The organism is Methylomonas paludis (assembly GCF_018734325.1).
Classification (GTDB): domain Bacteria; phylum Pseudomonadota; class Gammaproteobacteria; order Methylococcales; family Methylomonadaceae; genus Methylomonas; species Methylomonas paludis.
In genome coordinates, this window is record NZ_CP073754.1 from 1,071,209 (window position 1) to 1,089,038 (window position 17,830).

Consider the following 17,830-nt stretch of genomic DNA (forward strand, 5'->3'; position numbering starts at 1 on the left):
AATTAATGTAACCTGACCCCATTTTAAGATGTTAATAATCGATGCGTATCCCCAGTTCGCCACCGCGTCCAGGTTCGGGAGCAAAATTGCGCAGATAAGATACCGAGTTACGGATGTTTTCGTTTAACAGATTATTGGCTTTGGCAAACAGCATGATTTTGGTGTCGTGAAAGTCCTTGATCTGATATTGCGTGCCCAGGGTCAGCAGGTTGTAGCCATCCGTAGCGGTGTCATTGGCGCCGGGGTGGGTTTGGGCTTCGCCACGGGTAAAGCGCACATTGGCAGACCAGGCGTGCAGGGTGTAATCCCATTGCAAACCAAAGCGCAGCGGCGGCATGCGCGGCACGTCGCCGCCACTGACGAACTCGCCGCGGGTGTAATCACTGAACAGGGTAAGATCAAGCAATCCGCTATGGCTTTCCATAACCGGAAACACCAGTTTGGCTTCGTAACCTTTAAATATAGCATCACCCTGTCGGCTTTGTACCACCGGCGTGCAGTTGGCTGAGCTGCCGCAAGTCAGGGCCAGACCGGTTACCGGGTCTTGTTGGACAAATTGGCCGGTGCGTTGCTGATAAATATAATTAGTAGCCCAATTGTGAAACAGATCAAACTCGGCCCGCATCCAGTCTGCTTTAAATTTATAGCCCAGATCCAGGTTATACGAGGTTTCCGTAGTCAGATTGGGACTGCCTTCCTCAAAGCTGCGGGTTGCATCGTGGAAACCGTGGGACAGCAGTTCCTGAACCTGGGGGGCGCGCTCGGAACGGGTGAGCGCCAGATTCAGACTATTGCTGGCATCCATTTTCCACAAGCTTGAGGCAGAGGCGCTGATCGGCGTGTAGTTGTAGGATGAATTGATGGGCAAGCCATTGGGTGACGAATAATTGGTGCCGCTGGCCGGATCGATAGAACTTTGTTCCACCCGTGCGCCAAATTGATTAAGCAGCGGCCCGCTGTTAAAAGACTCCATGCCGAATACCCCAAAGCCGTTGATCTGCGAAGTCGGCACGATGGTTTGGGCGCCGGTGAAATCAAAGGCGGCAAATTCGCTGGAGACCGCTTGAAACCCCACCGCGCCTTTAAAGGGGCCGATGGGGTTATGGGTCAGTTCCACCCGGCCTTCATAGGTTTTGTTGGTAAACCCGGTGCCGGGTTTGAACGGTTGATTGTTTAAACCGCCGTCCAGTTCGGCATGGCGGTAATCGGTATAACCCAGCCGGGTACGCAGGGTTTCGGCAAAGCTGAAGGGCTGTTTTAATTCGCTTTTAAAATCGTATTTGCTTTGTTTGATATCGATGCGGGTATTGGACACGCCGCTGCCGTCTGGCGCGATGCCATAATTGTTTTCCATGTGGTTGACGGAGACACCGGCAAACCCCGGATCGCCGACCAGCGAAAAGCCGGTTGAGCCGTTGAATGTATGGGCATACGTATTGGGCAGAAAGCCATGCGGATTTTGGATGACCGCGAGTGAAGGGTCGAGCGCTTGCGCGGCATTGGCATCTATTCCGGCACCGCCTATGCTCATGCTGCCGCGATCGCGGGTCATGCCGTCAAAATGAAAAGCCAGAATACCCTTGCCGCCATCGGCTTTTAAAGCGGTACTGGATTCATCGGCGACCGAATCATAGCGTTGCTCGACAGCACCGCCCAGCAGTTTACTGGGCATATAGCCCGGAATGCGATTGTCTATGACGTTAACCACGCCGCCCATAGCACCGCTACCGTACAATAGGGTGGCTGGTCCGCGCAGTACTTCAATTTTATCCGCCATAATCGGCTCGATACTGGTGGCATGATCAGGGCTGAGTTGCGATACATCATTACTGCCGATCCCGTTCTGTAAGACTCTTACCCTGGGGCCGCTTTGGCCGCGTATCACCGGGGTGCCGACACCGGGGCCAAAAGACTGGCTGGTGATACCCAATTCCTGTTTTAAAGTTTCACCGATGCTGTGGCCCATTTTCATGATCAATTCATCATCGCTAAGCACTGTCACCGGGGCAGCGGTTTCGGATAGTTTGGCCTGCAAAGGTGAGGTGACGACTACCGGTTCCAGTTCGGTCATTGGCTGTGCCGGGCTTGGCGTTGGTTTGGCTGGTTTTGTCTTGCCGGCGCGGCGCTGTTCATCGGCTTGTGCCGGTGCGGCAGTCTGGACGGTTGCCGGATTAGCTTGGTCTGCCGCCTCTGCCGCCAGGGTGCCGCTTATTGATATCATGGCTAAAATGAGTTTTTTGTACATAGTACTTCCAGATCAAATTATGTTTTATGTTATATCATTACGTTTTTGAATTTAAAAATTGTAATTATGCAGCATAAATTTTTAAATACTGTTATTTAATCAATTGCTTGGCTTAGAGTGATGCGCTGTACTGCGTTTAGTGCATCCTACGACTACCGGATTTTTATAAGGATAATTGGCCGCTGAGTAGTTACAAACCAGATGAATTTTAAGTGTTTCAAAGGGTGATTGTCATCCCGGCTTGGCTGGTTTGTACCACAAATGCTGGTTTTGTGGTGAAATCCCGATTACGCTACGGATGTTATATTATAACATTTGTTGGTGGCTGTCTACTGATTGTTAGCGACAAAACTAGGGGTTGACTAACGTTACTTTGACGGTAGTAATAGGATGTGCCGACTCTGGAGGCGTATCGTGCGCGATTGATGCGCTTCACTGCGTTCAGCACATCCTACGCCCTATCCGGCAAAATATGATTGGTCAATTATTAGTGGTTGACTAACGTTACTTTGACGGTAGTAATAGGATGTGCCGACTCTGGAGGCGTATCGTGCGCGATTGATGCGCTTCACTGCGTTCAGCACATCCTACGCCCTGTCCGGCAAAATATGATTGGTCAATTATTAGTGGTTGACTAACGTTACTTTGACGGTAGTAATAAGATGTGCCGACTCTGGAGGCGCAGCGTGTGCGATTGATGCGCTTCACTGCGTTCAGCACATCCTACGCCCTATCCGGCAAAATATGATTGGTCAATTATTAGTGGTTGACTAACGTTACTTTGACGGTAGTAATAGGATGGGCCGACTCTGGAGGCGTAGCGTGCCCGGTTGATGCGCTTCACTGCGTTCAGCACATCCTACGCCCTATCCGGCAAAATATGATTGGTCAATTATTAGTGGTTGACTAACGTTACTTTGACGGTAGTAATAGGATGTACCGACTCTGGAGGCGCAGCGTGCCCGGTTGATGCGCTTCACTGCGTTCAGCACATCCTACGCCCTATTCGTCAAAATAAGATTGTTAAATCAATGGGTGTTAAACAGTGTTTTTAAACCGTGCGGTTGGCAGCGCCAGTATTGTGGTGGCGCGCTTACTTGGGCATTGAGTTTGGCTGCGGCATGCCAGGGCCAGCGCGGATCGTAAAGTATGCCGCGTGCCAAGCCCACCATATCGGCCTGGCCATTTGCGATAATGGTTTCCGCCTGCTCTGGCTCAGTGATTAAGCCGACCGCAATTGTGGGTAAGCTGGTTTCGGCGCGTATGGTTTCGGCCAGATGAACCTGGTAACCTGGCCCGACCGGGATTTGTTGCAAGGGTGAAAGACCACCGCTGGAAACGTGAATAAAGGCGCAACCCAGTTCACGTAGCGCCTGGGCAAATACCACGCTTTGGGCTAAATCCCAACCGCCGCTAATCCAGTCAGTCGCGGAAATGCGGATGCCAACCGGCATGGTATTGGGTACGGCGGCTCTTACCGCAGCCAATACCGCTAATGGAAACCGCATCCGGTTTTCCAGTGAGCCTCCATAATTATCGGTACGGGTATTGGCTAGCGGTGACAAAAATTCGTGTAACAAATAACCATGCGCGGCATGAAGTTCTATCGCCTGGATGCCCAGGCGATGCGCACGTTGGGCGGCAGTGACAAAGCCGTGCAAGATTCTATCTAAGCCGGCCTGATCCAGCGCAATCGGGTTCGCCTCTTCAGGCGAGTAGGGCAATGCCGATGGCGCCACGGTTGTCCAGCCGCCTTGCTCGGAGGCGATTTGCCGCCCGCCCGCCCAAGGCACCGCCGTGGAGGCTTTACGGCCAGCATGGGCAAGTTGAATGGCGATCGGCATGGCAGAATAGAGCCGTATTGCATTCAATACCTTAGCCAGTGCGGCTTCGGTGGTGTCGGACCAAAGTCCCAGATCTGCTGGGGTAATCCGGCCCTCCGGTGCTACGGCGGTGGCCTCGATAATCAGCAAACCGGCGCCTGACATGGACAGATTACCCAGGTGCATTAAATGCCAATCGGTGGCTTTGCCGTCCTCGGCGGAATATTGACACATCGGGGCAATCACAATGCGGTTGGGCAGGGTTAAGCCATCAATGGTATAGGGGGTAAAAAGCTGGCTCATTAATTTCTCCTTAAAAAGTAAACATTAGTTAATCACTTGAGGAACAGCTTAACAATCCTAATATTTGCTTACAATAGGGCATTTAATTGATTTAATATCAAAATTATTTTGATAATTAGGGTTGCCATGCTTAATTTTGCCGACATTCAATTATTTATCCGCATCAGTCAAAGCGGCAGCATTACCAGGGCGGCCAAATTGCAGACGATTACGCCGGCCACTGCCAGCGCCGCACTGAAACGCTTGGAGCAGCAGTTAGATACTCAGTTGTTTGAGCGCTCCACCCGATCTTTGCGCTTAACCCAGGCCGGGGAAGATTTTTTAAATTACTGCGAACAATCATGGCAAATCCTGGATGAGGGTATTGCCGTTTTGCAGCAACGTCGCGTCGGGTTGTCTGGTGAGATTCATTTGGGGGCGCCTTCCGATTTGGGCCGCAATCGTTTGGATGAAATTTTGGAGCCTTTTCGGCACCAGCATCCCCATATCAATTTGATTATGCATTTGTCAGATACGGTTCAGGATTTTTATCAGAATCCGCTGGATATTGTGGTGCGCTATGGCGCGTTGCGCGACTCCAATCTGATTGCCAAAAAACTGAGCGATAATGAGCGGGTGATTTGTGCCGCACCCAGCTATCTAGCACGCTACGGCCAACCGGACAGTTTTGAAGCACTGGCCCTGCATAATTGCATCTGTTATTACCGCAATGGCGAACTATTTAATCGCTGGCGCGCGGTTTTTCAGGATAAATCCAGAGAAGTGGTGGTGAGTGGCGATCGTGCGGCAGACGATGGGGCTATGGTGCGCCAGTGGGCATTGCGAGGCCACGGGATTGCCTATAAATTTCGGTTTGATGTTTGTCACGATCTTAAGCAGGGCCGTCTGATCGATTTGTTTCCCCAGGCCAAATGTGAACAAGTTCCGCTTTATGTGATTTATCCCAGTAAACAATATCAATCTGCCCGGATAAAGGCTTTGATCATGTTTTTGCAAAGCGCATTTTCCATCTTTAATTAGCTGAATGCTAAAGGGCAGTCCGGTAACGATATCAACTTCTGGCGTTAGTGTTGGTTGCTTGCGGCGGGGTAATGATGGCTTCTATATCAAAGGTTTTCTGAATCTGCCGGGCTATTTTTTGGGTTTCTTGCTTGGTTTTAAACGGGCCGGATATGACTTTGTATTGGCCTTTTTCTTCTTGGACGAAGGAGGGGATAATAGGGCCTTGGTGGTTGAGCATGGCAGACAGTTTATAGGCCGTCGCGTGATCCGGCAGGCCGGCTATTACCACTGACCATTCCTGCGGGTTAATGGCCGCCGTGGTTGATATGGTTGCCAATTGCACCGGGTGTTCAACTTCTGGAATAGCTTTGTCAGCCAGGGTTTTATCGGGATTTGCTACCACCGTTGGTAGGCCGTTGGCGGCATTTAGAATCTCTTTGATTTGCGGCAAGTCCAGTTTGACATCGTGTTTAGCCGCCAGTTTGCTCAGTTTGTTAATAAACTGTTTTTGCAGCTTGGGCAATTGTTTTTCCCAGCGCTCTATCGGTGGATGGGCTTCGATATATAACTGATTATTTGACCAGGTGGCTAAATAAGGTTGATGCACTATGCGTACCGGTGTGCCGACTTTTACCTTGGGGAAAAGCGCTTCTATATCTTCCGGGTATAGCTGAATACAGCCATGACTGACTTGCATACCGATGCCATAAGGTTTATTGGTGCCATGAATCAGGTAATTTTGAAAACCCAGGGCGAGGGCATAATAGCCCAGGGGATTATCGGGGCCGCTCTTGACTACGGCGGGGATAGGCTCGCCCATGGCTTGATGTTCTTTTAAGATTGAAGCGGGTACATACCATACCGGATTGGCCCTTTTTTCCACTACTTTGGTGATGCCGAGCGGGGTATTCCAGTCCTGTCGGCCGATGCCGATTGGAAAGGTCATGACGGTATTGGCGTTTTTGTCCGGGAAATAAAACAGCCTCATGCCGGCCAGATTAACCACTATGCCGGTTTTGGGCGCAGTGGGCAGAATAAAGCTCAGCGGCAGGGTTATTTTTTGTTTATCTTCCAGTATCCACGGATCAACACTGCGATTAGCGATGGTCATATCCTGATAGCCCAGGCCGAAGTAGCGGGCAATATCAGACAGGGTGTCGTATTTCTGGCTGGTTAAGGTATAGATATCGCCTATTAATTCGGCATCGTGGCTCAAGGCAAAATTATGCGGGTCCGGGTGGGCATAGACATGCGGCGGCTCTTGATAGACATAAGTTTCTTTGACGGGCGCTACTGTTTCACAGCCGGTAAGTACAGCTAAAAACAGGAGGTAGCAAAAAATAGCTGATAACTTAAAAAACGGCATGAAATTATAAACCACTGGTTAACTGTGTCTTTTGGGGTGATACTTTTGACGCTAGTGGCATCAATATTAAGCCTTTAAGCATAGCATGACAATCTTGTCACTATTTAACTTGGTTCACAAATTGGGGGAAAGAGAAGTGGTTTCAGTTGAAATGGGTTAAAAGGTTGCTAATCAAACGGCCAATGTCGCTTGTTGTTTAACGGACGATAAGCCGGTAAACCTGCTCATATAGGGTTCTAAGCCCATGCTCCATAAACCTTAATTCACGTTTCAGTATTTCTGCACTGGTCAGGATATCGATAGTGCACCAATGACCATACAACATTTCTATTTCATTGCTTGGCACGCTGAAAGGCGGCCCCGGCATTTCGTGTTGCGGATATTCGAAGGTCAGCAGCAGGATTTGTTGGCCTGGCTCCAGTAAGCTGGCTAGGTGAAAGACGTAATTAAGCCGCATATCGGGCGGTAAGGCTACCAGCGCCGCACGATCATAAACCGCATCAATATGACCCACATCGGCAGGCGATAGTTTAAAAAAATCACCGCAGATTATTTGTAAGCCATCGATTTCATGGATCAAAAAATCCCCCTGATGGCGCACAGTCGGGTGCAAGTTGTTATCGGCAAAAAACGCATTCACAGCCTTGGGGCTTAATTCTACGCCGACCACTTGATATCCCTGAGCCAGTAACCACAGCATATCATTACTTTTTCCACACAAGGGAACGAACACCCGGCTACCGGTGTTGACCGCTAATGTTGGCCAGAAGCGTTGCAAATGCGGATTGATTTCATGGCTATGAAAGCCAATTTGATTTTGTTCCCAACGTTGATGCCAGAAATCATGCTGCATGGTTTAGCCACCAACGTTAATGGTTGCGGTTTAAAGGGAAATCCTTGTTGTGCTTCCATCCAGGCTGTCGTTGGATCAAGCGACAGATAAAGTGCTGCACAACCTGGTCGATTGAATCGCCCCCCCATGTTGTTTAGCGCCATTACTCGATAAGGGGCTGTAAGACCACATTGGATGATGGGGCCCGATAAACAATACGGGTAAATCGGCTGGTGCTGATCGTCAAGCGTAACTACCATCGGCAATTCTGGCTAAATAGGCTTTAACTGCATCCGCACGGCCTTTGACCAAAGCCTCAGCTGTTTTATCACCAAATGAAGGTAAGGGCTGCGAAACCAGGCAAATGCCTGGCCAACCCCACCCGACCACTCGGCTACCCGGTTGATGATTTCTACCGTATCTCTTAAGCGTGCTTGAGTAGAGCGGCTTTTACAGCGGGAACGCTTGGTAACAGAATCACGGGACAAGCCGGTAACCTCGGCAAGATCGTTTTGGGTGATGTGCAATACCTTAGCCAAGGCATTGGTTGCAATATACCCCTCATCTGAAATCACTTGATGCAGAACCGGTATTAGCCATAAATGCGTCCAAATTTAGCCGTGTATGGGTATTTATTATAGGGCATATAAAGCTTCAAGCCTTATTTTTCTGTGATGCCCTGCCTCTGAATCTTGTGATTTTATGAATCTAAGGAACGCAATCAACTTTTAATTTTGTAGGCCACAAAATGTGAAAATGCCCAAAATTATTGAAAATCTAATTACCTAAATGAGCGTGGAAGGGTTTCCAGTGAGCGTTGGCGAGCTTATACCGACTCAAGCTCTTTTACGAGCTCTCTGATACTGATTGCCTCGATACCGTTTGCTATCGGATAACGATCATCACCGGCATGAACCGCGAACGCACGTTCCGGTTGCAAATCGGCATGGGCTTGATAGAAACCACGCCCCAGCTTCGCAGTTAAACTGCGTTTTATTTCGATGGCCCAGAGGCGACCATTATTGTGTTCGATAATCAAGTCAACTTTCGCACCGGCTGAGGTTCGATAGAAACTGGCATGGCTGCGCCATGGGCTTGCTGCGAGTAGAGTTTCGATGACATAGCCTTCCCAGCTTTGACCGACAACCGGATGACCGCTGAGTTGTGTCAGCGTTTCCAGTCCAAGCAGAGCATGGACCAGACCGCTGTCGCGGACATAGACCTTTGGTGATTTCACCAAGCGTTTGCCAACGTTGGCGTGGAGCGGCGGAAGTCGTCTAACTAAGAGTAAATCACAGAGCAAATCAATATAACGGGTGACGGATTGTGTGCTAACTTCCAGGCTTCGGGCAATTTGCGAGGCGTTGAGCAAGGTGCCTTGGCTATGCGCCAGCATCGTCCAGAGCCGTTCCATGGTGGCTGCCGGAATGCGCGGGCCGAACATGGGCACATCGCGTTCCAGATAGGTGCGGATGAAATCCTTGCGTAATGCCAAACTCTCGGTATCGCTTTGCGCCAGAAAGGCATCGGGAAACCCGCCGCGCAACCACAGCCGATCTCGGCTGGCGCGGTTGTCCTCAACTTCGGTGGCGGTGAGTGTCGTTAACTCGATATAAGCGATTCTGCCGGCAAGCGTTTCGGATTGCCGTAACAGCTCAATTGCCGCAGAACCAAGGATGAGGAAACGCCCCTTGCCTTTGCCTTTACGCCGGCCCTTGTCGATCACCCCGCGCAGTGTGTCGAAAATGTCCGGCATCCGGTGAATCTCATCAAGAATCACTAAACGATCCTCGACGCTCTCAAAAAAAAGGGCAGGATTACTCAGCTTGTTGCGGTCGTCCCGGTCTTCCAGGTCGAGGTAAAGTGCATTACGGCGCTCACCTATAGCAAGCGCCAAAGTCGTTTTACCAACTTGACGCGGGCCGATTAAGGCTACGACCGCCTGTCGGTCAAGCGCTTCTTCAACGATTGGTGTTATATGTCTGGTTATCATCCTTGCAATTTATCCATTCTATGGATATATTGCAAGGATAATTTTATTCAGGTTAAAGTATTTTGAGCTATTTGCATCCTGGGGTTGGATATCAGAATGGCTCATGTTTTCTAATTTCGCTATTTGTGCAAAACCTGATAGGTTTGTTGATGAGTGAAATAGCTTATAATTTGCAAAAGTTTGTTGGGAGTAATGCCCGTTACCGGCCATAACCGGCCGCTAAGGGTGCCGGCGAATTTTTCTATCCCTAAGTTCAGCGAATGACAGCTTTTCGGCAAGCAACCTTGAGTCGTCATCGGCTCGATCCGGCCAATACCGGTCGACCAATATATCAGGCCAATGACTGGTGAGAGCCAGAAAGCTGCCGCTCAACGCAGAGCTCAGCGGAGGAAGGCTGTGTAGCTGACTGTAGTTGGTAGGAGCGTTATGTGTATGTTATACGCCATATATTACATCATAAGTGGTAGTTCGATAGTAATAGTCGTGCTCACTGATCTTGTAACTCGGATTCGTGGTCAGATAACCCCAGAAAGTACCAAAAGTTGGCTCTTTGCCTAAATCACCAGGAGAATAGGTGTCCGATTGAAATAGTATCGCTGCGCTTGGCTGGATAAAGCCAACTGCTATAAAGCAGTCGCTCACGAACTCAGAGCAGAAGTATTCACTTTTATCGGTTGGCAGCGGACTGAGTTTGCCACCAAAGAAGTTTTCTAGCTTCTCTTGAATATTTGCTTCGTGAAACTCCTTCCTGCTCTTAAAAGAGAAGATGCCATTGAAGTTATACTTCGCTCCATTCTCCACCACTTTATCTACAAATAGTTTCAACGCCTCGACTCTGTTGTCGCTTGCCCATGCGTCAGGTTGCCGTAGCACTGCAACGTGCCCATATCTAGAGATCAATTTTGAAACATCGACCTTCTCGATCTTTCCCTTTTTGATTCCGTCTTTAGCTGTTGATTCGGCCGCCAACGAATCACCATAGTAAATTGCTGCATGGCAATACTCGCTGGAAGTCACGGAATGGATTGCTTTTGATACTAGATCATTTGATGGATCGCAGTGACACAGGATGACATCCCCAGGTTTCAGGTCGGCAATATTCTTGAACTCAGTATTCGGCTGCATAATGGTGGCTATTGTTTGATTGCGTATAACGTAAAGCTAACTGGGCGCGGCATGGAAAGCTGAAAAACAAATCCGCATTATAACCGCGCTCCGGTTGATGGACATATTGCATGTTAGGCCGCAGATATGTTACAAATTGCTTCATATTTGCCATTTGGCATTTTTTTGTAAATAACTTTACCGTTAGATAGGTACACCCTACATAAAATGTAATCCCACTGAGAGCCATGAACTTGTATCAAAGTTTGTAGTTCAGGAGTATTAATCAGAGATGTTGGCGGTAATTCAAAGCCAGTAGTGAGCTTAGATTGAATTGATGGATATGACCTGAATCCGTGTTCCTTTCGGTTTAAGTGAGGGCAGTCGCGTTTCAGACGCGTTTTTTAAAAAAATCTACCACCAATCGAAATTTAACTGCCGTTCATCAAGCCCTCAGTCGCAAAAATCAATCGTTTCCATGGTATTGCCGGCATCGCCAGATGAAAAACCTGACGCCAAGACAAGCAATCTTCTTCTCTACCCGGAGAATCAGCTCGTAACCAGCATCTCAGCTTTCGCGCCGCTTATCCTGATGCAAAGCCAGGCTGCACCACCAATCGCTCTTGTAAATAAGCGAATACTTTTGCCACGGGTGAGGCGCACCCTAAGTCCAGCCACCATTGCCGGGCTTTGTGGATCACCTGGGCTGCTCGATACATGACTTCTTGCAGCACCGTTCGTAACCGCCGTCGTTTTGCCGGATGACGTATTGGCGCCAAGTCGCCAGTCAAGCCCAGTTGACCAATCAGTCGCAAGCAATTATAGGCAAACATACCCATTCTCAATAGACAGTCGTTGGTCTCAAACTTTCCAGATGGTAAGCGTTCCATATCCAGGTCAGTTTTGAATTCCGAATGAAATTGTTCATGGGTGCCGTGGTCGCGGTAGCGTTCAATGACGGTTTCTTCGGGTTCCTCCAGACTCGTCCACCAGCCTTCCAGTTGAATGTCCGGCAGTAATAGCATCTGGCCGTGCTTATTGCTCGTGCGTTCAATGATCCGCACGACCAGTCTGAAGGGGCGAGTCTGTTTTTTCCAAGCACGTTCCACCGTCAGTGTCATTAACGCTTCCCGTTTACCGGGGCGTTTTTCAACAAAGGCGCCGGCCGCTTCCGCTTTTTCTAACCAGGATGTCTTATCTTGCCGTCTTGGATTCCACTTGATCAAGTATTCAAAGCGCCTGTTCATGGCTGCCCAGCGTTCTTTCTCAGCCGCAACCGTAAATAACAGTTTGGCGCTATCAAACCCTGAGTCTTTGCGTAATAACAACGGCAAACCCGGTGCAACCAAGCGCTCAACTCGAGGAAACAGCCTTTCTAGAAAATAATCAATCTCCAGCGATGAATGCCAGCGGCCTGGACGCAGTTCCAATCCTATACACCAGCCTTCATTGCCCAAATAAGCCGCGACAGGCGTATAGCCATCCACTCCCTGATAGGTTCGACTCACCTCTTCCTTCTTGGTACCGCTCTGATCCATGACGAAGGTGTCCATGTCCAGACAGACGTAGCCTTTATGCGGCGTAATTGGGGCTTCTGTTCGTTCGATGAGTCGTATCGATAGATCATCCACCGGCTCCAGCAGGCTGCCGCTGACACGATCAAGACGTTGCCGCAGCCACACGCTGCCGGGAACCTTACGTACATCCAATGCCTTCTTGAAAAAACGATCTTCACGAAACGGCTCAACAGCCTCGAAGTCGCTTTTGCCTATACTTAAAAGGCCAACAGTGGTTTTGACTAAATCCGAGGTTTTGATACCCTGTGAAACAGGTATTCTACCGTCCACCATCACTTCGACATTGACCGCTTCCAGGCACTGGCCGATCAAGGATAGTCCGGCATAGGAGGTAAGTTCCTTTTTGGATTCTTTAAGCTTAAAACGTGCCATAATCAAAACGGGTGACTATAGAAAAACTATATTATACCTTTTTTATCATTGACTTATGACTATTTATAAAAAAAACGAACACGGATTCAGGTATGATTCAAAATCTCTCGTACTAGAAATATCTTCTGGATCAATTTCAAATGTGATTGAGCCGCCATTCTTTTTGAAATCTTCCCATTCTTGCTTTTTATCGTCAGAGTAAGTAATTGTCATGTGCTTTCTTTTTTGTATTCATGGCCTAACGTTTAATATAAGATGCGGCGCGCCGTTAGAGGGGGGATTCCATATTATCATCCTATCTGTCTGCATTAAATCAATTTTCGGTCATTGGCTAAATTAGAGCGACCGTCGCTTATGGGTCGGTTTACACAGTGACGAAAGGCCACTTTCAGGTTTCAGAATTCAACGACAGCTTTCCGGCGATGAATCTGAAGAGCTGACGGTCACCACACGACCCCTAAGAGACATTCGATTTCAATCTGACCCTACGTCTGATCTGAGCCTTACGGCTGCCATTCAGAATGAAATTGACCACGGAAAATTCTTAATGTGGACTCAACGGCTAGAGTATGGCAGAATTGCTAGGACAAAATAATACTCCTCGTACCCATTGAGAAAAGCATGACACCAAATTGGAATGCAGACTCCTTAGTAGATATCCGTTCTAAGAATGTCGACCAATATAAGCGTAACTTCTTGCATCAAGCGGTTTGCGAGCTTCGCTTCCCGACGCTAATGGAACTCGGTGATCCACGCCCTCCGACAATCTTAGTCAAGGCGCTTAGAAAGGAATATCCGCATCTTGAATTGGCTAACGAAGTTAGCTTGGGAATTGGAGGCAACAGCTCAAACAACACTCACACTCATATCTTTCGATCTGCAAAGTTTACTTGGACAGTATCTCTAAAACAGAGCTCTCTTTCGATAGAAACCACAGCATACAGCGACTATGATCATATGAAGGAAAGAGTGTTACGCGTAGTTGATGCAGCATCCAAGATTATCGACTCAGATTTCTTCACTCGAATTGGTCTTCGTTATATTAATATTGTTAAATGTGATACAAATCCTGTGCTTGGTTGGGTTAATCCTGAGTTAGTTGGTCCTCTTCTTTCAGGGCACTTCAAAGGAATTCATGAATACGCGGGAAAACTTCAGCTTACGGCGGATGATGGTGGATGTTTGTTGCAACATGGCATAGTCTTGAAACAAAAACAGTCTGCCGGGGAGATGGTCCCCGACTATCTATTAGACATTGACGTATTCCGAAATGAAATACAACTTAGCGACACTGGCGAGGCCTTAGACGCAATGCACTTACAAGTATTTGATATCTTCGATTGGGCAATAGGCTCCAAAGCTCGTGAACATTTGTCGGCTGAAAGCAGCCAAAAAAGAGCCTGAGTGCACGTCATGGATTTCTACATAGACCATACGCCATTTATTTATCCGGTAGTTGCGTGTAATATCGCACCTTTTCAGCCAAGGTCGCGCGAGCAAAGCAATCCAGAAAGAAAAGTTCAGCCGAACCAGACTGCATTCATAACCGAAGAGGCTAAGGCTGTTGATTTATTTGCCACCACAAAAGGACTGTTTGCGCAGATCACGTCCCCGATGCCGCAATCAGTGCCTTCGACAGAGCCAACTCCTACGCTAAATGAATCTGTACATTTTCACAGCTCAGCCGCCGTTGTGCCGCCACCAAGCGTAGAAATTGATCAAATTGCTAAACAGCGTGTGAGATTGATGGCGGCTAAGTATGCAAGCGGCAGCGGCCAGTCTTCGGAGATATTGGCTCGATTGGAAATTCTCAACAGTCGTCTCTCGGAGCGCGCACCGCTAGTATCTAAAGAGCAAGTAACCGCCCTAGAGGATGCAAATAATCAATTAGTTCGCATCCGTGCAGCTCGCGAAGAACGCGCGAAACGCCTTTGTATTCCCTCCACACTGTGACGGTTTTCCAGTACCCCAAAAGCAAACACAATCGCAAACTTTCGCCTAGGCAGTTCAAGCGCTATCAGACGTATAAGCGTTACTTGCAAACAGAGTTTTCGCGTGTATGTGTGTACTGCCGCCAACCCGATAGTAGCGCGCCAAATCTAAACTTTGGTGTCGATCATTACAGACCAAAGGGCATCCTTCGTTTCGCAAGCCTAATTTGCGATTATGAGAACTTATATTATTGCTGCGGCAACTGCAATAGTCGAAAAAACAATGATTGGCCGCTTGACGAGAAAGTCGGGCCATACGTTGTAAACCCCTGTGACCACGAGATGGCTGCGCATCTTCGATTCGATGCAAAAACCGGTATGGTCGAGGCGCGAACCGCCTATGGAGAGCACACTAAAGAGCTACTGCAGTTAAACGATGATGCCGTAGTTCAGTACCGACTAGGTACGTTGAAAACTGTTCGCTTGTACTCTATTGAGATTGATCAGTTGGATCGTCAATTAAAAGCGCTCGCAGGACAGCTTCGAGCGGGCAAGATTTCGCAGGCTCAATATGAGGCAGAAGAGCAAGATATAAACCAAAACTTGGCTGATCTACTGCACACTCTTCAATCACATACAGGCCAGCTATCCCTCCCGCCTTTACGAAAGAAACTCCTCGGCATCACCCTTATAAAACCATGATCTGCATAGTCAGCTTTTCTGCCGAAGTGAGGGAGATCGTCAGACATTAGAGAACGTCGGCAGTCTGATGTATTGCTGACGTTCATTTCGCTGATTTTGGCCATCAGCGAATGGCAAGAATATGGCCGATAGGTTGAGGTCGCCAACGTCTGCTTTGCAGTCCTCCAAATTCAAAATCTGGCTTTGACCGACTGGTCGCTTTGGAGAAGCGCGAGTGACAAAAATGGGTCGTAACGAGACAATCATGCATTTCCAACCAAGCCATGAGTTTTTCAATAGCCGGATTCCAGCCATTGCAAACTTTTTAATTATATAGCCTAGAGGACTTTTTCCAGCCTTATTTTGCAAATAACCCATATTACCCCCAGAGGCGACCGACGTGAAGATATTTATTTCCGGGATGGATCGTACTGATTTTTTGAATATGTTTGTGTGCGGTTTAATTGAGTGGCGCATGTTAATTGTCTGATAACAAATCATTATCATTTGCTTGTTGAAGCAATGGGTGGAAATTTGTCGCGTGGTATGCGACAGTTGAATGGTGTTTATACCCAGCTCGTCATTTACAATAATATGCAGTAATTGATTTCGGGTTACTGCAAAACTTACTGCATAAATTCTCGAGTGTTACCGTTTTTTGCTGTATCGTTGGACAATAAAAAACCCGCTAAGCTAGTAGACTTGCGGGTTTTTGTACTGCTTTGCATCCTATGGGATGCCAATATGGTGCCTCAGACCGGAATCGAACCGGTACGGTCTCACAACCGCGGGATTTTAAGACCTGGAAATCCCTGGTGTATTTAACAAAATCAATGGCTTGCACTGTTCGCCAAACATCAAAAGCCGGGTAAATCAGTTGTGTACCGCCAAGAAGCAATTTTACAGAGTTGCAAAATCGTTGCAGTTAAAATGACTGATTCGAGCCAAATTAAGAGACTAACATGGTTACCAATCATCATTTTATATGTTCCGTTATGTCGGTTATTATTGACAAATACCGACTTATTGGAACAAAATTACCAGATGGAAAGTAATAACCAAAAAATCTTGGCACTTGCACATACTCATTCGCTGATCCGGCCCTGCGACTTGGAAGCTCAAGGGTTGCCCAGAGTTGCTCTCACAAGGCTGGTACGACAAGGACTGCTCACTAGGATTGGGCGCGGACTGTATTCCATTCCAGACCGATCCGTATCCGAATATGCTTCACTTGCAGAAGTGGCGCGAAAGCATCCGCAGGCCATCGTCTGCCTACTTTCAGCGCTACGCTTCCACGATATCACAACACAGTCGCCATTCGAAGTCTGGTTGGGCATTCCTAATAAAGCCCGCGCCCCCAGAATGGACTATCCGCCACTGCGAATCGTCCGGATTTCAGGCGCCGCATTAATAGAAGGTGTGGAGGAACATAGGGTGGATGGTGTGCCGGTGCGCGTAACGAATATTGCCAGAACTGTAGCCGATTGCTTTAAATACCGCAACAAGATCGGCCTGGAGGTGGCTCTCGAAGCACTGCAAGAGTCCGTGCGTGAAAAAGGGGTTACTATGGATGATCTCTGGCGTTTTGCCACACTGTGCCGGGTTGCTAATGTGATGCGTCCCTATATGGAGAGTCTGCCGTGAGCAAAGCAAACGTGGCGGCCTCAGTCCGGAGCAGATTGCTCAATCACGCCCGCGAGAAAAAACAGGATTTCAATCTGGTACTAACCCGTTACACGATTGAGCGTTTGCTTTATCGAATCAGTATTTCTAAGCATGCAGACCAGTTTCTACTGAAAGGAGCTCTCCTATTTGATCTCTGGTTTGACATTCCTCATCGTCCAACAAGAGATGCTGATTTCCTGGGATTTGGATCGGCCGAACTGCCGAACATCGAAAGGGTCTTCAAGGAAGTCTGCATGATCGATACACCGGATGGTGTCGCGTTTCAATCCAACACAGTTCGGGCTGTCGAAATACGCAAGGAATCTCATTACGCCGGGGTGCGTGTAACCATGCTTGGAGTCATTGATGGTGCTCGCTGTCATGTTCAGGTAGATATTGGCTTTGGAGATGCCGTAACCCCTGGACCAGAAAATGCTGAATACCCCGTTATTCTTCGAGATTTCCCATCGCCGAAGCTAAGAGTTTATCCACGTTACACCGTGGTTGCGGAGAAATTCGAAGCACTTTCGTCCCTGGGTATAGCAAACAGCCGGATGAAGGACTACTTCGATCTTTGGGTGCTGGCATGCCATACCGAATTTGACGGCGAAATTCTCTGTCAAGCGGTTCGGGCGACGTTTGATCGCCGGAAGACAACACTATCGGAGCAAGTTCCTTTCGGTCTCACCCAAGCATTTGCAGAAGACCAGCAAAAGCAAGTGCAGTGGCAGGCGTTCCTTAGAAAAAACAAACTGGAGGCGCTCACGCTGGATGAAGCTTTATCTAAATTAATAGTTTTCATGATGCCGGTAGTCCATGCAGCCAACACAAATAATGCATTTCAGTTTCGGTGGCAAGCAGGCGGCCCCTGGTCGCCGGTAAATCTGAGTTAAAATCCGTTACTAACAGTATTTGCGACATGGATAGCGGAGTATC

Annotated in this window: 16 protein-coding genes and 1 pseudogene; 7 read left to right on the forward strand and 10 right to left on the reverse strand. The window is 48.3% G+C overall.

Features of this window, described 5'->3' with window-relative positions; all coding sequences use genetic code 11:
* Window positions 1-31 precede the first annotated feature (31 nt).
* Together KEF85_RS04925 and KEF85_RS04930 are read right to left on the reverse strand one after the other, a co-directional pair.
* Complete coding sequence (locus KEF85_RS04925; RefSeq protein ID WP_246535041.1) at window positions 32-2,245, reverse strand: TonB-dependent receptor; 2,214 nt, start codon at window positions 2,243-2,245, stop codon at window positions 32-34.
* 1,028 nt (window positions 2,246-3,273) lie between these two features.
* The gene (locus KEF85_RS04930; protein ID WP_215583598.1) at window positions 3,274-4,371 is read right to left on the reverse strand and encodes an NADH:flavin oxidoreductase/NADH oxidase; all 1,098 of its coding nucleotides are present in this window, start codon (window positions 4,369-4,371) and stop codon (window positions 3,274-3,276) included.
* 126 nt (window positions 4,372-4,497) lie between these two features.
* Here KEF85_RS04930 and KEF85_RS04935 point away from each other — a divergent pair, with 126 nt between their 5' ends.
* Window positions 4,498-5,391 carry a LysR family transcriptional regulator gene (locus tag KEF85_RS04935; protein WP_215583599.1) on the forward strand — a complete coding sequence of 298 codons (894 nt, stop codon included), beginning with the start codon at window positions 4,498-4,500 and terminating at the stop codon, window positions 5,389-5,391.
* 31 nt (window positions 5,392-5,422) lie between these two features.
* On the opposite strand, the gene KEF85_RS04940 is transcribed toward KEF85_RS04935, so the two are convergent.
* The 8 genes from KEF85_RS04940 to KEF85_RS04975 form a co-directional block, all read right to left on the reverse strand.
* Window positions 5,423-6,739 carry a L,D-transpeptidase family protein gene (locus KEF85_RS04940; RefSeq protein WP_215583600.1) on the reverse strand — a complete coding sequence of 439 codons (1,317 nt, stop codon included), beginning with the start codon at window positions 6,737-6,739 and terminating at the stop codon, window positions 5,423-5,425.
* Between the two features lie 196 nt (window positions 6,740-6,935).
* On the reverse strand, window positions 6,936-7,592 hold the full coding sequence (locus tag KEF85_RS04945) for a thiopurine S-methyltransferase (RefSeq protein ID WP_215583601.1): 657 nt from the start codon (window positions 7,590-7,592) through the stop codon (window positions 6,936-6,938).
* The gene (locus tag KEF85_RS04950) at window positions 7,493-7,831 is read right to left on the reverse strand and encodes an RES domain-containing protein (protein ID WP_343222167.1); all 339 of its coding nucleotides are present in this window, start codon (window positions 7,829-7,831) and stop codon (window positions 7,493-7,495) included. Before KEF85_RS04950 ends, KEF85_RS04945 begins: the two co-directional genes overlap by 100 nt.
* Window positions 7,832-7,843: 12 nt before the next feature.
* Window positions 7,844-8,146 (reverse strand): hypothetical protein, encoded by a 303-nt coding sequence (locus KEF85_RS04955; protein ID WP_246535042.1) that lies wholly within the window; start codon window positions 8,144-8,146, stop codon window positions 7,844-7,846.
* Window positions 8,147-8,397: 251 nt separating this feature from the next.
* Window positions 8,398-9,564 (reverse strand): ATP-binding protein, encoded by a 1,167-nt coding sequence (locus tag KEF85_RS04960; RefSeq protein WP_215583602.1) that lies wholly within the window; start codon window positions 9,562-9,564, stop codon window positions 8,398-8,400.
* Window positions 9,565-9,999: 435 nt separating this feature from the next.
* Window positions 10,000-10,689, reverse strand: coding sequence for a C40 family peptidase (locus KEF85_RS04965; protein ID WP_215583603.1), 690 nt, complete (start codon window positions 10,687-10,689; stop codon window positions 10,000-10,002).
* 563 nt (window positions 10,690-11,252) lie between these two features.
* Window positions 11,253-12,617 carry an IS1380 family transposase gene (locus KEF85_RS04970; protein ID WP_215580104.1) on the reverse strand — a complete coding sequence of 455 codons (1,365 nt, stop codon included), beginning with the start codon at window positions 12,615-12,617 and terminating at the stop codon, window positions 11,253-11,255.
* 63 nt (window positions 12,618-12,680) lie between these two features.
* On the reverse strand, window positions 12,681-12,830 hold the full coding sequence (locus tag KEF85_RS04975) for a hypothetical protein (RefSeq protein ID WP_215583604.1): 150 nt from the start codon (window positions 12,828-12,830) through the stop codon (window positions 12,681-12,683).
* A gap of 408 nt (window positions 12,831-13,238) precedes the next feature.
* Here KEF85_RS04975 and KEF85_RS04980 point away from each other — a divergent pair, with 408 nt between their 5' ends.
* The 6 genes and pseudogenes from KEF85_RS04980 to KEF85_RS05000 all read left to right on the forward strand — a co-directional run bounded on the left by KEF85_RS04980 (window position 13,239) and on the right by KEF85_RS05000 (window position 17,787).
* Window positions 13,239-14,021, forward strand: coding sequence for a TIGR04255 family protein (locus KEF85_RS04980; RefSeq protein WP_215583605.1), 783 nt, complete (start codon window positions 13,239-13,241; stop codon window positions 14,019-14,021).
* 9 nt (window positions 14,022-14,030) lie between these two features.
* A complete protein-coding gene (locus KEF85_RS04985; RefSeq protein ID WP_215583606.1) occupies window positions 14,031-14,570 on the forward strand; it encodes a hypothetical protein in 540 nt (179 codons plus the stop codon).
* Between the two features lie 320 nt (window positions 14,571-14,890).
* Entirely contained in the window at window positions 14,891-15,250 is a 360-nt protein-coding gene (locus KEF85_RS04990; RefSeq protein WP_215583607.1) for a hypothetical protein, read from the forward strand.
* A 1,023-nt stretch (window positions 15,251-16,273) separates the two neighbouring features.
* A pseudogene (locus tag KEF85_RS16990) lies at window positions 16,274-16,420 on the forward strand (type IV toxin-antitoxin system AbiEi family antitoxin domain-containing protein); the annotation flags it as partial.
* A 48-nt stretch (window positions 16,421-16,468) separates the two neighbouring features.
* Window positions 16,469-16,873 carry a type IV toxin-antitoxin system AbiEi family antitoxin domain-containing protein gene (locus KEF85_RS16795; RefSeq protein WP_246535043.1) on the forward strand — a complete coding sequence of 135 codons (405 nt, stop codon included), beginning with the start codon at window positions 16,469-16,471 and terminating at the stop codon, window positions 16,871-16,873.
* Window positions 16,870-17,787, forward strand: a complete 918-nt coding sequence (locus KEF85_RS05000) for a nucleotidyl transferase AbiEii/AbiGii toxin family protein (protein WP_215583609.1) — start codon at window positions 16,870-16,872, stop codon at window positions 17,785-17,787. Before KEF85_RS16795 ends, KEF85_RS05000 begins: the two co-directional genes overlap by 4 nt.
* The last annotated feature ends 43 nt before the right edge of the window (window positions 17,788-17,830 follow it).

Excerpts from the sequence above, each read along its gene's own strand:
- KEF85_RS04925 (WP_246535041.1), bottom strand. The coding sequence starts at position 2,245 with ATGTACAAAAAACTCATTTTAGCCATGATATCAATAAGCGGCACCCTG.
- KEF85_RS04930 (WP_215583598.1), bottom strand. The coding sequence starts at position 4,371 with ATGAGCCAGCTTTTTACCCCCTATACCATTGATGGCTTAACCCTGCCC.
- KEF85_RS04935 (WP_215583599.1), top strand. The coding sequence starts at position 4,498 with ATGCTTAATTTTGCCGACATTCAATTATTTATCCGCATCAGTCAAAGC.
- KEF85_RS04940 (WP_215583600.1), bottom strand. The coding sequence starts at position 6,739 with ATGCCGTTTTTTAAGTTATCAGCTATTTTTTGCTACCTCCTGTTTTTA.
- KEF85_RS04945 (WP_215583601.1), bottom strand. The coding sequence starts at position 7,592 with ATGCAGCATGATTTCTGGCATCAACGTTGGGAACAAAATCAAATTGGC.
- KEF85_RS04950 (WP_343222167.1), bottom strand. The coding sequence starts at position 7,831 with ATGGTAGTTACGCTTGACGATCAGCACCAGCCGATTTACCCGTATTGT.
- KEF85_RS04960 (WP_215583602.1), bottom strand. The coding sequence starts at position 9,564 with ATGATAACCAGACATATAACACCAATCGTTGAAGAAGCGCTTGACCGA.
- KEF85_RS04965 (WP_215583603.1), bottom strand. The coding sequence starts at position 10,689 with ATGCAGCCGAATACTGAGTTCAAGAATATTGCCGACCTGAAACCTGGG.
- KEF85_RS04970 (WP_215580104.1), bottom strand. The coding sequence starts at position 12,617 with ATGGCACGTTTTAAGCTTAAAGAATCCAAAAAGGAACTTACCTCCTAT.
- KEF85_RS04975 (WP_215583604.1), bottom strand. The coding sequence starts at position 12,830 with ATGACAATTACTTACTCTGACGATAAAAAGCAAGAATGGGAAGATTTC.
- KEF85_RS04980 (WP_215583605.1), top strand. The coding sequence starts at position 13,239 with ATGACACCAAATTGGAATGCAGACTCCTTAGTAGATATCCGTTCTAAG.
- KEF85_RS04985 (WP_215583606.1), top strand. The coding sequence starts at position 14,031 with ATGGATTTCTACATAGACCATACGCCATTTATTTATCCGGTAGTTGCG.
- KEF85_RS04990 (WP_215583607.1), top strand. The coding sequence starts at position 14,891 with ATGGCTGCGCATCTTCGATTCGATGCAAAAACCGGTATGGTCGAGGCG.